Source organism: Winogradskyella thalassocola, assembly GCF_900099995.1.
Classification (GTDB): domain Bacteria; phylum Bacteroidota; class Bacteroidia; order Flavobacteriales; family Flavobacteriaceae; genus Winogradskyella; species Winogradskyella thalassocola.
Map to the genome: position 1 here is coordinate 182101 of NZ_FNCZ01000007.1, position 13630 is coordinate 195730.

The 13630-nt window shown below is 33.4% G+C and carries 15 protein-coding genes; 7 read left to right on the forward strand and 8 right to left on the reverse strand.

Annotated elements, in window-relative coordinates; all coding sequences use genetic code 11:
* Positions 1–148 precede the first annotated feature (148 nt).
* The 3 genes from ffh (at position 149) to BLT80_RS15470 (ending at position 3225) form a co-directional block, all read left to right on the forward strand.
* Positions 149–1480: a signal recognition particle protein gene (ffh, locus tag BLT80_RS15460; RefSeq protein WP_092469596.1), complete on the forward strand. Its 1332-nt coding sequence runs from the start codon at positions 149–151 to the stop codon at positions 1478–1480.
* A gap of 124 nt (positions 1481–1604) precedes the next feature.
* Positions 1605–2489 carry a bifunctional 5,10-methylenetetrahydrofolate dehydrogenase/5,10-methenyltetrahydrofolate cyclohydrolase gene (locus BLT80_RS15465; RefSeq protein ID WP_092469599.1) on the forward strand — a complete coding sequence of 295 codons (885 nt, stop codon included), beginning with the start codon at positions 1605–1607 and terminating at the stop codon, positions 2487–2489.
* 7 nt (positions 2490–2496) lie between these two features.
* Complete coding sequence (locus BLT80_RS15470; protein ID WP_092469601.1) at positions 2497–3225, forward strand: YwaF family protein; 729 nt, start codon at positions 2497–2499, stop codon at positions 3223–3225.
* Here BLT80_RS15470 and BLT80_RS15475 read toward each other — a convergent pair.
* Genes BLT80_RS15475 through BLT80_RS15500 form a run of 6 tightly spaced genes read right to left on the reverse strand, consistent with a single transcriptional unit; the run spans position 3211 to position 7756 of the window.
* Positions 3211–3630 (reverse strand): VOC family protein, encoded by a 420-nt coding sequence (locus tag BLT80_RS15475; protein ID WP_394331393.1) that lies wholly within the window; start codon positions 3628–3630, stop codon positions 3211–3213. The two genes, BLT80_RS15470 and BLT80_RS15475, sit on opposite strands and share 15 nt — an antisense overlap.
* 2 nt (positions 3631–3632) lie before the next feature.
* Entirely contained in the window at positions 3633–4403 is a 771-nt protein-coding gene (locus BLT80_RS15480) for a pseudouridine synthase (protein WP_092469605.1), read from the reverse strand.
* Between the two features lie 21 nt (positions 4404–4424).
* On the reverse strand, positions 4425–5252 hold the full coding sequence (locus BLT80_RS15485) for an alpha/beta hydrolase (RefSeq protein ID WP_092469607.1): 828 nt from the start codon (positions 5250–5252) through the stop codon (positions 4425–4427).
* A gap of 3 nt (positions 5253–5255) precedes the next feature.
* On the reverse strand, positions 5256–5630 hold the full coding sequence (locus BLT80_RS15490) for a cupin domain-containing protein (protein WP_092469609.1): 375 nt from the start codon (positions 5628–5630) through the stop codon (positions 5256–5258).
* Positions 5631–5644: 14 nt separating this feature from the next.
* A complete protein-coding gene (locus BLT80_RS15495; RefSeq protein WP_092469611.1) occupies positions 5645–6199 on the reverse strand; it encodes a hypothetical protein in 555 nt (184 codons plus the stop codon).
* A gap of 18 nt (positions 6200–6217) precedes the next feature.
* Positions 6218–7756 carry a helicase HerA-like domain-containing protein gene (locus BLT80_RS15500; protein ID WP_092469613.1) on the reverse strand — a complete coding sequence of 513 codons (1539 nt, stop codon included), beginning with the start codon at positions 7754–7756 and terminating at the stop codon, positions 6218–6220.
* A 261-nt stretch (positions 7757–8017) separates the two neighbouring features.
* On the opposite strand from BLT80_RS15500, the gene BLT80_RS15505 reads away from it, so the two are divergent.
* Complete coding sequence (locus BLT80_RS15505; protein WP_092469615.1) at positions 8018–8650, forward strand: 7-carboxy-7-deazaguanine synthase QueE; 633 nt, start codon at positions 8018–8020, stop codon at positions 8648–8650.
* A 146-nt stretch (positions 8651–8796) separates the two neighbouring features.
* On the opposite strand, the gene BLT80_RS15510 is transcribed toward BLT80_RS15505, so the two are convergent.
* Both BLT80_RS15510 and BLT80_RS15515 read right to left on the reverse strand, forming a co-directional pair.
* Positions 8797–9333 carry a DUF2911 domain-containing protein gene (locus BLT80_RS15510; protein ID WP_092469617.1) on the reverse strand — a complete coding sequence of 179 codons (537 nt, stop codon included), beginning with the start codon at positions 9331–9333 and terminating at the stop codon, positions 8797–8799.
* Between the two features lie 96 nt (positions 9334–9429).
* Complete coding sequence (locus tag BLT80_RS15515) at positions 9430–10020, reverse strand: DUF2911 domain-containing protein (protein ID WP_092469619.1); 591 nt, start codon at positions 10018–10020, stop codon at positions 9430–9432.
* 270 nt (positions 10021–10290) lie between these two features.
* Here BLT80_RS15515 and asnB point away from each other — a divergent pair, with 270 nt between their 5' ends.
* The 3 genes from asnB to BLT80_RS15530 all read left to right on the forward strand — a co-directional run bounded on the left by asnB (position 10291) and on the right by BLT80_RS15530 (position 13611).
* Positions 10291–11955, forward strand: coding sequence for an asparagine synthase B (gene asnB / locus BLT80_RS15520; protein ID WP_092469621.1), 1665 nt, complete (start codon positions 10291–10293; stop codon positions 11953–11955).
* A 198-nt stretch (positions 11956–12153) separates the two neighbouring features.
* On the forward strand, positions 12154–12720 hold the full coding sequence (locus BLT80_RS15525) for a helix-turn-helix domain-containing protein (protein ID WP_092469623.1): 567 nt from the start codon (positions 12154–12156) through the stop codon (positions 12718–12720).
* A gap of 69 nt (positions 12721–12789) precedes the next feature.
* A complete protein-coding gene (locus tag BLT80_RS15530) occupies positions 12790–13611 on the forward strand; it encodes a CPBP family intramembrane glutamic endopeptidase (protein WP_175455627.1) in 822 nt (273 codons plus the stop codon).
* The last annotated feature ends 19 nt before the right edge of the window (positions 13612–13630 follow it).

Sequence of the window (13630 nt, forward strand, 5' to 3'; positions counted from 1 at the left end):
TTGAGCATTGTACGATTTTATTTCATATTTTATTAACTAAAAAGTAATTTCTAAACCCATTCATAATTCTCTCATAAATTCTTAAATTTGCAGCTTATTAAAATATTGTAGATTACAATTGTAGTCTGCAAACTGAAGACTAAAAAACATGTTCAATAATTTAAGTGATAAGTTAGATAAAGCGTTACACGTATTAAAAGGTCATGGTAGCATTACAGAAGTAAATGTTGCTGAGACACTTAAAGAAGTAAGACGAGCGCTTTTAGATGCCGATGTTAACTTTAAAATTGCAAAAGAATTTACCGTTCGTGTAAAAGAAAAAGCACTTGGTCAAGATGTATTAACAACATTACAACCAGGTCAGTTAATGGTTAAAATCGTTAAAGACGAATTAACTGAACTGATGGGTGGCGACGTAGAAGGTATTAATCTTTCAGGTAATCCTAGTGTGATTTTAATGTCTGGTTTACAAGGGTCAGGTAAAACAACCTTTTCTGGTAAACTAGCCAATTATTTAAAAAACAAAAAAACTAAGAAACCATTATTAGTAGCCTGTGATGTCTATCGTCCGGCTGCAATCGATCAGTTACATGTTGTAGGAGATCAGATAGGTGTTGAGGTTTTTAGTGATAGAGGAAATACAGATCCTGTTGCGATTTCTAAAGCAGGTATCGCTCATGCCAAAGCAAATGGTCATAATGTGGTGATTATTGATACCGCTGGTCGTTTAGCTGTGGATAAAGCGATGATGGATGAAATCTCTAACATTCATAAAGCCATTCAGCCACAAGAAACCTTGTTTGTAGTTGATTCTATGACAGGTCAAGATGCGGTAAATACAGCAAAAGCCTTCAATGATATTTTAAATTTTGATGGTGTTATCCTTACCAAATTAGATGGTGATACACGAGGTGGAGCAGCAATTTCGATTAAATCTGTAGTTAACAAACCAATTAAATTTATTGGTACGGGTGAGAAGATGGAAGCGATTGATGTTTTCTATCCATCACGTATGGCAGATCGTATTTTAGGAATGGGAGATGTCGTTTCTTTAGTGGAACGTGCTCAAGAGCAGTTTGATGAAGAAGAAGCAAGAAAATTACAGAAGAAGATTGCTAAAAACCAGTTTGGGTTTGATGATTTCTTAAAACAGATTCAGCAAATCAAGAAAATGGGTAACATGAAGGATTTAGTAGGCATGATTCCTGGTGCAGGAAAAATGATGAAAGATATTGATATTGACGATGATGCTTTTAAAGGTATTGAAGCGATTATTCATTCAATGACTCCTGAAGAGCGTTCTAATCCATCTGTTATAAATGCAAGTCGTAAAAAACGAATTGGTAAAGGTTCTGGTACATCTGTACAAGAAGTAAATCAACTCTTAAAGCAATTTACGCAAATGAGTAAGATGATGAAAATGATGCAAGGTGGAGGCGGAAAGCGTATGATGCAGATGATGCAGAATATGCCTAAATAAGTTTGCAGTGTTCAGTCTTCGGTAGGCAGTTTTAGTACGCAGTCTTCAGTTGGCTTTTAAAAAATAATAAATTAATTAAAGCTTCGCGCCATAGCGTCTTTGCAAGAAAACAATAACCAAAAGCATGACAATTTTAGACGGAAAAAAAGTAAGTAACGACATTAAAAATGAAATCAAAGCCGAAGTCGATAAGATGAAAGCTAATGATGAAAAAGTTCCGCATTTGGCAGCTGTAATTGTCGGTAACGATGGTGCGAGTTTAACGTATGTTGGTAGTAAAGTTAGAGCTTGTGAGCGTGTTGGTTTTGAATCTACAATGGTGCGTTTGTCTAATACAACAAGTGAAATTGAGTTGTTAGACAAAATTGAAGAATTAAATAATAATGACGATATAGACGGTTTTATTATTCAGTTGCCATTGCCTCCTCAAATTAATACTCAAAAAGTATTAATGGCTGTTGATCCTAATAAAGATGTAGATGGTTTTCACCCTATGAATTTTGGAAAAATGGCATTAGATATGTCAACATTTATTCCTGCGACACCTTTTGGAATTTTAGAATTGTTAGAGCGTTACGAAGTAGATACAGATGGTAAGCACACAGTAATTATTGGTCGTTCTCATATTGTAGGTCGCCCGATGAGTATTTTAATGGGCCGAAAAGGTTTTCCTGGGAATTCTACGGTTACTTTAACTCATAGTCATACCAAAAATATTACACAGATTACTTCGCAAGCGGATATTATAATTTCAGCATTAGGAATTCCTAATTTCTTAAAAGCTGAAATGGTAAAAGATGATGTGGTTATTATTGATGTCGGCATTACACGTGTTGAAGACGAATCTGAAAAAGGATATCACATTACAGGTGATGTAGATTTTGAACACGTCAGTAAAAAAGCGAGCTTTATTACACCGGTTCCAGGTGGAGTAGGACCAATGACTATTGCGATGTTATTGAAAAATACGTTATTGGCAAGAGAACAACACAGAAAAAATCATAGATAATTTTTAGATGGGTTTATTGACGCTATTTATCGTTCTTTTAAACGTCACGATAGGTAGTTTTCAACATATAATTCCGATTCTATTTGCAACTATATGGACTGTTTTTCTGGTAAACTATTCTAGTAAGAATTTCAATGAATTTCAGAAGCAGAAAGCCGTACACTACTTAGGATGGTTTGTGTCTCTTACACTTATAGGGTTTCATGTATATCGAATGCTTTACGATAACTACAATTTTAAGACGGATTTACCGCTTTATCTCTGTAGTTTAATGGCTTTATTGATCCCGGTTTTTACATATTATCGTAAATATTGGATGTTCGAGATTTTAGTATTTTGGATTATTGGTGGTACTTTACAAGCGGTCATTACACCAGATATAACCCAAGGATTCCCGAGTTTTGATTATTTTAGGTATTGGGTAGTGCATTTAGGATTGCTATCCATCATTTTCTATTTCATATTTGAATTAAAAATGAAACCAACATTTAAAAGTGTTTTCAAATCCATTTTGGCACTTCAAGGATATGTTGCACTTATGATGATTCTGAATTATCTATTAGATGCGAATTATTTTTACTTAAACGAAAAACCTAAATCGGCTTCTGTATTAGATTACTTTGGGGAATGGCCTTATTATATCTTAGTTGGTCAGTTGATAATAATTCCTTTGTTTGTACTGATTTATTTGCCTTTTTATTTTTCAAGTCAACGACAAAAATTACTTAGCAAATAACTGACTCATATCTTTAAACGCTTTAAACTCTAAAGCATTTCCTGACGGGTCTTTAAAAAACATCGTGGCTTGTTCTCCTACTAATCCTTCAAATCTAATATAAGGTTCAATGATAAATTTTAAGTCTTTCGACTTTAATAATTCTGCAAACTCTTGAAATGCTTCCCATTCTAAAACCACACCAAAATGCGGAACAGGTACAGCTTTACCATCTACTTCATTAGTGGTGTCTTCTTCTGTTTGTTTTGCTTTAAAATGAATAACCAATTGGTGTCCAAAAAAGTTATAATCAACCCAGTGGTCACTACTTCTTCCTTCTTCAAGGTTTAATAAATTAGTATAGAAATTTCTACATAATTCTAAATTATGAACAGGAATCGCGAGATGAAAAGGTGCTAAAGCCATAATTAACGTCTGGTATGTCTTGCGGTATTCGCCTTGTTTGCTTCGTAAGTCTTGGTGGAATCAGCTATTAATGCATTCAAGTTTTTAAATTCTTCTTTTGTTAATTCTCTATATTGACCAGAAGACACATCGAGCTTTATATTCATTATTCGAACTCGCTTTAAAGCTTGTACTTCATAATTACAATACTCACACATTCTTCGGATTTGTCTATTTAAGCCTTGAGTTAATATAATACTGAATGTGAATTTATCAATCTTTTTAACTTCACACTTATTAGTGTGTTTATCTAAATCTTCTAAATAAATGCCGCCTGCCATACGCTCAATAAAGGTCTGAGAAATTGGTTGGTCTACGGTGACGATGTATTCTTTTTCGTGATTATTACTCGCTCTTAAAATCTTGTTTACAATATCTCCATCGTCAGTGAGTAGAATTAAACCTTCACTTGGTTTGTCTAATCTTCCAACAGGAAAAATACGTTTAGGGTAGTTAATGTAATCAATGATATTGTCTTTTTCAACGCGTGTGTCTGTAGTACAAACAATACCGACAGGTTTGTTAAAAGCTAAATATACAAAGTCTTGTTTGCGTTCTCCAATTATTTCACCATCTACTTTAACCACATCTTCAGATGAAACTTTAGTTCCCATTTCTGGTACAACATCGTTAATGGTTACTCGTCCTGCTTCAATTAATCGATCTGCTGCTCTACGAGAGCAATATCCAGCTTCGCTGAGGTATTTGTTTAGGCGTTTTAAATCTTCTGACATGGTGCAAAAATACAATAAAGATTAATCATTAATGAATTCAATAATCTGAGGAGTTAAAGAAACATCCTTTAAGCCATGCCCAAATCCTGTAGTCGAAATTAATTCAGCATTTTTATAGCGATTTGCAATTAATTGAGCATCCTCATAAGGAATTATACGGTCTTTTTTATCGTGAATAATTAAACCTTTTGCGGTAATGGATTCTGTGAAGTTTGCAGCAGAAAAGTAAGCGACTGGCTGCCCAAAACGTTCAATAATTATATTATCTAATCCATTTGAAACTTTATTATTAAAGCCCATCATAGATTTGTATCGGTCAAATACACCAGTAAAATGTGCAGGTGCTCCTAATAGAACCATCTTTTTTATAGATGGTAATTGGTATTTATGCATATAAAAAACACAAGACATACCACCAACGGAGTGACCAATTAAAACGTCTGGTTGAAATTTTTTAGCGACTATATTTATAAATTCAGAATATAAAATCGCATTGAACTGTTTGCCATCAGATCGTCCATGAGCAGGAGCATCCAGCGCAATAATGTTGTAATCTTGAGATCTTAAGTCTTTTAATATGTACTCCCAGCGCGATGCATTACTCTCCCAACCATGAGCAAGTAAAACCGTTTTACCTTTTCCTACCCAACGATAGGTTGCGATATCCAAATTGTCGTAACTTATTTCTTCGTAAAAAGCCGAATCAATAATACGTTTTTGCTCGTCGTTATAACGTCCCTTTCTAGGTGAAGCAAATAGGTTTATAGCTTTTTTAGCGGCATATTTAGATGAAATTAAGCTCGTCGCATTAAGTGCGCTACCAATAGATTTAATAACAAAACTACTCATACCTTATTGCTCTTCTCTATTAACGGCATCAATTGAAAATGCAGGTAAACAAATAGCTAAATACTCACAAGGTTCTGTGAACGGATTAGAATATTGTAAACGCGTATTTTTCTCCACTTTAATAGATTGTCCTGCTTCTAGTACGATAATTTCATCGTCTATAATAAATTGTTTTTTTCCTTTAATGATAAACGTATATTCATCAAATTTTGGAGTCTGAAAAGGTTCTGACCAAAAAGCCGGGGCAACCATATGGGCCATGCTTATTTCTGAGTTGCCATCTGTAGCATTTCCAAAATGCTCTTTTATAATCTTACCATCTTCTGTAGGAACTACAAATGGGCTATTTTGGATTGTGTATTTTTGTTTTTTCTGCATATCTATTTACTAATCTACCAATGAACCATAAAATATTTAATCTTTGCTTTTCCTGGGATTTGAATCGGATCAATGGTCATATCCATATCAAAACGCATACTAGCAGGTAATTCTTTCTTATCAATAGTAAAAGAGGCATTAATTTCATTTACAGAAACCACAATAACATTAATAAGATTATCAACTTTTGAAATTTTATAAGCTTCACTTATATCTTTATAAGTGCTTAAATTAGATATGTTCTTATTGGTGTTGTAACGTGAATCAATGATGTTAATACCAGAGATTACTGAAGTCGAATCTAAAGCTTCTCTAGGAGATAAATCTAACAGTTTTTTACCGCCTTTTTCAAAAATTTCAATAGTGTTTACTGAACCTATAAATTCATCTCCAGAAATGTATCTTACAATAGAGTCATTGCTAAAAATAGAGTCTAATTGTTTTACCTGAGTAGAATCTGTTAATGAACCAATATGAGTTTTAGCAACTTCAAACGGGTTTTGTGATTTGTCTTTACCACAACTGGTTATTATAAAAGCACAGATTAGTGCAAATAAGGTGTTTTTCATTTTAGATTTAGGTATTATTTATTTAATCATTTTACTTAATATGCCTAAGACTCCTCGTATCACGGTTGCGCTCGTTAAAACCTTAAGAATAGGATTCATTCGTGTGCTTTGTCTTCTCGTTGAGCTTGTTTTTCTTTTACTTTCTGCGCGTTTTAAGGCCTCTTTTTCTTCTTTCGCTTTTTGTATAGCTTCTTCTGCTTCAGCTTCCTCAATCTTTTTATTCAGCATTTCGTAAGCACTTTCTCTGTCAATTTCTTGATTGTACTTTTTAGCCAATTTTGATTCCGCTAATAAACCTCCTAATTCAGATTCGGTTAAAATATCCATTCTGCTCATTGGAGCACGCAACATTGTGGCAGCCAATGGTGTCGGTTTCCCTTTTTCATCTAATGCCGAAACTAAGGCTTCTCCAATTCCTAAGGACGTTAATACTTCGGCTGTGTCGTAATAATCGGTATCAGGATAATTCTGAGCCGTTAATTTTATAGCTTTTCTGTCTTTTGCAGTAAAGGCTCTTAATGCATGTTGTACTTTTAAACCTAACTGTCCCAAAACGGCTTCTGGGACATCCGTTGGGTTTTGAGTTACAAAATAAAGTCCAACTCCTTTACTACGAATGAGTTTTACAATACTTTCAATCTGATTTAATAAAGCACTAGAAGCTTCATTAAAAATTAAATGTGCCTCATCAATAAACATAATCAGTTCTGGTCGGCCACTATCTCCTTGTTCAGGAAATGTAGAGTAGATCTCCGCCAATAAACTCAACATAAACGTTGAAAATAATTTAGGCTTATCTTGAATATCTGTCAGTCTAATGATATTAATATAACCACGACCATTTTCGTCAATACGTAATAAATCCTGCGTGTCAAATGAGGTTTCACCAAAGAAAACATCACCACCTTGTTGTTCAATTTCTACGAGTTTTCTTAGAATTGCCCCTGTTGAAGCGGTTGAAATTCGGCCATAAGCTTCTTCAAATTCTTCCTTCCCTTCATTAGTCGCGTATTGTAGAATTTTCTTAAAATCTTTAAGATCTAATAATGGTAAATGGTTATCATCACAGTATTTAAAAATCACAGAAATTATTCCAGCTTGGGTTTCTGTAACATCTAATATTCTCGAAATTAAAACAGGACCGAATTCACTTATTGTAGCTCTTAGACGCACTCCATCTTGTTCAGATAAGGTCATTATTTCTACAGGAAATGCTTTAGGTTCAAACGGTAGTCCAATTTGCGCATGACGTTCATCAATTTTTGCATGTCCAGGACTTGGTTTTGCTAATCCACTTAAATCCCCTTTGATGTCCATCAGTAAAACCGGAACGCCTTTTTCAGATAAATTTTCAGCTAAAACTTGCAATGTTTTTGTTTTTCCAGTACCTGTTGCGCCAGCAATAAGACCATGTCTATTCATGGTTTTTAATGGAACATTTACAAACGTATTGGTAATAGTTTTGCCGTCTAACATGGCAGAACCTAGAGTAATATAGTCGCCTTTACAAGTGTTTCCTTCGTTAATCTCTTTTACGAAAGCTTCAGTCTTATTCATTGATCAGAAAATTTCTATAAAAATAATGTAATTTTAATCAAGTATGAAATAGTTTTTAGTATCAGTTAGCAGTGATAGTATTCAGTCGTAATCTTCAGTCATAGTTTGTAGTTGCTGTTTCAGTATTCAGGTTTATATTTTAAGTTTTCAACTTTGGGTCTTGGTGAGTTAAAAAAGATTTTAATAGGCGAACTTCTAATCACTAAAATTACTGTAAACTGAGACTGAGACTGAAAACTAAATAACTATCTTTGCACCCTTATGACAAGAAGAGAACGACAAGAGTTAATAGATAAAGGATTATTGTTACCTTTAATGGAAGAATTTTACACCATTCAAGGTGAAGGTTTTCATAAAGGAACAGCTGCATATTTTGTGCGAATCGGTGGTTGCGATGTAGGCTGCCACTGGTGTGATGTTAAAGAAAGCTGGTTAGCAGAATTACATCCTCCGACAGAAACAGAAAAAATTGTTGAAAATGCTATAAAATATAGCGACACGATCATTGTTACAGGAGGAGAGCCTCTAACTTGGGATATGGGGCCTTTAACGGCACAATTAAAAGCGAAAGGTGTACAAACACATATTGAAACGTCTGGTGCTTATAAATTGACAGGACAATGGGATTGGATTTGTCTATCTCCAAAGAAAATGAAATTACCTACAGAAGAAGTTTACGAAAAAGCCCATGAACTTAAATGTATAATTTATAATAATGACGATTTTAAGTTTGCCGAAGAACAAGCTGAGAAAGTTAATGACAATTGTATTTTGTACTTACAGCCCGAATGGAGTAAGCGCGATAAAGTAATTCCAAAAATCGTTGATTATGTAATGGCTAATCCGAGATGGAAAGTGTCATTACAAACACATAAATATTTGAATATTCCTTAGTCGAGCCTTTAGCCTTTTAATTTTGGGTTTACTGCTTTTAAAATTAAGAAATCATATAAAATAAAAAGTTCCGAGAAGATTTACACTTCTCGGAACTTTTTTGTTTTTCGGCTAACAGCTAACAGCTAACAGCTAACAGCTAACAGCTATATAGTAAAAGGTACAGCAACTCTAGTTGTTCCCCAGCCGATATGCATTACGACACTTTTATCTGCTTTATCAAAAGCAATAGAAAAAGCTTCTAAAGATTCTTTTCCTTCTGTTACAGGAACAGTAATACTTGCTACAGTGTTATCATCTTTGTATCCAGAAGATCCCCAATTATTTACATCAGAACTTAGAATAACAGTCCATTCTTTATCTCCAGGAACTGTAAATAATGAATATGTGCCAGCTTTAACCATTGTTCCTCCAAGTTTCATATCTTTAAAAAGTATCAGTTCAGTTGCTTCATTTGCACCTGTTCTCCATACTTTATCTTTTTGAGTTAATTCTTTTACTGTTCTACCTTTAAGTTGTGGTCTTCCATAATACACTTTTATCAATTGATCGCTACCTCTTCCAAATGAAGCTGCGTCTAAAGGACTTTTGTCTAAACCAGAGAATTTTTGTGCTTCGGCATTAAATGAAATAAGCATCATAAATGCAAAAGAAATGGTTGTTAATAGTCTTGATGTTTTCATAATTTGTTTTTTAATTTTTTGTGAATGCGATAAAGATAAAACTCGTCTGTCTTAATTTTATATTAAATATTTAAACTAGATGTTAAAGTTTTTATCTTATTTAAGAGTAATTGGAAATTCAGCAATGGTCGTATCCCATCCTATCTTTAAATTCACAGTGTTATCAGAAGTTTTATATAGTGCTATAGATAAGTTTTCAATCTCTTTTTTACTTTTTGTTACAGGTACCGATACGCTTGCAATGTCTTTAGTTTCATCATAGCCGTAATTTCCCCAACCGTCAAGCTCAGTGTTTAATTTTAAAGTCCATTCGTTTTCCGTAGGAATAATGATAATACTATAACGACCTGCTTTAATGTCTTTACCACCAAAAGTAACATCATTTACAAATAATATTTCTGTAGACTCATTAGCGCCAACGCGCCATGCTTTTCCAAATTTTAAAAGCTTGCCAAAAACTTCTCTGCCCTTTTTAGCTGGTCTAGAGTAAGTCACTCTAATTTGTGGTTCTGCTAGTTTCTTGGCTTCGTCAGTTTTTTCAAATGTTCGTTTTGGTGCGTTTGCAGGATAATAAGCACGATCCATTATACTCTTGTCCATTTTTTCAAATTCCTGAGCATTAACATTTAATGATATGAGCATTATAAACGTTAAGCTAATAGAGGTAAGTAATTTTGAGGTTTTCATAAATTGAATTAAGTTTTTGTTTGATTAGATTAGAATGTAATATAGGGGCTAAGTCGTAAATAATAATTAAAATTTACAGATTAATAGGTAAACCGTTTATTTAATGTCATCTTAGTTTTGTTTTATTATATATTTATGTTTTTAAGTTTCATATTGAAACTGTTATTGCTATTTGTGTTTTTAATATGAAAGTTTAAGTTCATATTTGTTCTGTAATTAATAATATACGGCTGAAAATAGTTAAAGCCAAATTCAAAAAAGATAAAAGTTATGTGCGGAATTGTATGTGCGTTCGATATAAAGCAAAAAGTTGAAGATTTAAGACCTCAGGTTTTAGACATGGCAAAAACCATTCGTCATCGTGGACCAGACTGGAGCGGAATTTATAGTGATGATAAAGTAATTATGGCGCATGAGCGTTTAGCGATTGTAGATCCAGCTTCAGGAAAACAACCTTTGTTGAGTCCAGATAAAAAATTAATCTTAGCTGCCAACGGTGAAATTTATAACCATAGAGATTTAAGAAAACAATTTGAGGGTAAGTACGATTTTCAAACACAAAGTGATTGTGAAGTCATTCTAGCATTATACCAAGAAAAAGGTGTGGATTTTGTAGATGATATGAACGGTATTTTCGGATTCGCTATTTACGATGCTGAAAAAGATGAATATTTTATTGCTAGAGATCATATGGGAATTATTCCTTTATATATAGGGTGGGATAAAAATGGAACATTCTATGTTGCTTCAGAATTAAAAGCACTAGAAGGTATTTGTACTAAAATTGAATTATTTCCTCCAGGACATTACATGTCTAGCAAAGATGGTGAATTTGTAAAATGGTACAAACGCGATTGGTCAGAGTATGATGCTGTAAAAGATAACGAAACAAGTATCGCAGAAGTAAAGCAAGCCTTAGAAGATGCCGTGCATAGACAGTTAATGAGTGATGTGCCTTATGGTGTATTATTATCAGGAGGTTTAGATTCTTCAGTAACCTCTGCCATTGCTAAAAAATACTCTGAAAGACGTATTGAGGCAGATGACAAGGAAAAAGCATGGTATCCGCAGTTACACTCGTTTTCAGTTGGACTAGAAGGTTCTCCGGATTTGGCAGCAGCAAAAAAGGTTGCTGATCATATCGGTACGGTGCATCATGAAATTAAATTCACTATTCAAGAAGGTTTAGACGCTATTAAAGATGTTATTTACAACATCGAAACTTATGATATTACAACGATTCGTTCATCGACTCCAATGTATTTAATGGCAAGAGTAATTAAATCCATGGGAATTAAAATGGTATTATCTGGAGAAGGAGCCGATGAGTTATTTGGTGGGTATTTATACTTTCATAAAGCGCCAAGCGCACAAGAATTTCATGAAGAAACGGTTCGTAAATTAGATAAGTTACACATGTACGATTGCTTAAGAGCCAACAAAAGTTTAGCGGCTTGGGGGATTGAAGGTCGTGTGCCATTCTTAGATAAAGAATTTATGGATGTCGCCATGCGCATCAACCCAAAAGATAAAATGATTAACGGAGAGCGCATGGAAAAATGGGTGGTTCGTAAAGCATTTGAAGACATAATACCAGAAAGCGTAGCATGGAGACAAAAAGAACAATTTTCGGATGGAGTAGGTTATAGTTGGATTGATACCTTAAAAGAGCTTGTAGCAAGTGAAGTAACAGATGAGCAAATACAAAATGCAGCATTCCGTTTTCCAATTAACACACCTCTAAACAAAGAAGAATATTATTACAGAAGTATTTTTGAAGGTCATTTCCCGAGTGATGCCGCAGCATTAAGTGTGCCTCAAGAAGCTAGTGTGGCTTGTAGTACTGCAACGGCTTTAGAGTGGGACGAAGCATTTAAAAACATGAACGATCCTTCTGGTAGAGCGATTGCTAATGTGCATGATAAAGCTTATTAATTTTTGAATATAAATTTATATTTTTAGGAAAGACCAATCGCTAGATTGGTCTTTCCTTTTTTTTATTAACTTGTACGCTGATGTAACTTAGGCCTTAAAATCCTTATAAAGACTGAAGGAGTCAGTTAGGTGACATTTAAATGGCGTTTTAAAAACCAACATAACGTCATAGATTTGTACCAGTAAAAAGGATATAAAATGAAACAGCAAACATTAAAAGATAATTTATTATATCAACGTAAGTTAAAAGGTTTTACACAAGAAGAATTGGCTGATAAAACTACTGTTGGTGTACGCACAATTCAACGTATTGAAAAAGGTGAAGTACAACCTCATTTACAAACCGTAAAATTATTAGCTGTGGGTTTGGGTGTTGAGGTTAATGATTTAATTGTGCTTGAAAACCCTAAAGAGGAGACCATAAAGCGTAAATGGATGCTTTTGTTGCACGCATCACCCTTTTTTGGTTTAATCATTCCATTTGCCAATGTACTATTTCCATTGTTCACATGGATGAGTAAGGCAGAAGATAATATGATTTATGATGAACACGGTCGTAAGGTTGTTAACTTTCATTGCACTATAAACTTAATGTTAATAATATCCTTGCTGTTATTTTTTCCTTTTCCGGGTTTTAATTTTTTTGGAACAGGAGCTGTGTTTCTTTTTGGTATAATTTTTAGTATAAAAAACACGATGTCTGCGTTAGATTCAGGGACATGTTATTATCCACTTTCTATCCCATTCTTAAAACCTAAGATTTAATTAATTTCAATTTAGAACCTGTTTAATTTCCAATTATATACTTGGCTAAACAATTTAATGTCTTGTATTATGAAAAAAATAATATCTAAATATCCAACACTATTCCGATTTGTTTTAGCAACCGTTCTTTTCGCATTAGCATTATTTTTAAGTGGCTTAATTAATAAAGGTGATTTAAAAGCGTATTTCCCATATGCATCAGCTATTTTATTAGGCATTGCAACTTGGTTATTGTATAAGACTGAAAAAAAATCATTGCGTGAAATTGGCTTAAATTTTAGTTTAAGAAATAGCTCTTTTTTACCACTTGGAGTATTAATAGGAGCTATAACTTTTTTAGCTGCTAAATATGCAAGAGCTTTATATACAGGTGAATCGTTCAATATAACAGAAACTATAAATTACTCAGCTATTTTGTATGGACTGTATGTTATTCTACCGACAGTTGCGGTCGAAGAATTCTTATTTAGGGGTTATTTATTTAAGAAAACTATTGAAAAAAGTAATGTAATCATCGCTAATATTATTTTTTCTATTCTCTTTATGTTAATTCATGTTTTAGATGAAAATACGATGAATAATAAAGGAATGATGATTTTCTTAATCATAAGTATTCCTGTTGGACATTTATTATTTGCAACAGCCTTATTAAAATCGAAAACGCTGTTTTTTCCAATAGGACTTCATTTAGGGAATAATTGGGCGACACAGCATTTAATAACAGATAGTAATACAGGAAATAGTTTTCTTTATATAACCAATAATGCATCATTTGATACTTGGTCTGCGTTTATGGGTTTTATTCTTATTTTTAATGGAGTGTTTCTGTTGGTCACTTCTATAATTTGGAAATGGGATTATTTTTTTAAGACTAAAGGAATCAAAGAATAGAATTCAAAAGCGCTTTTAT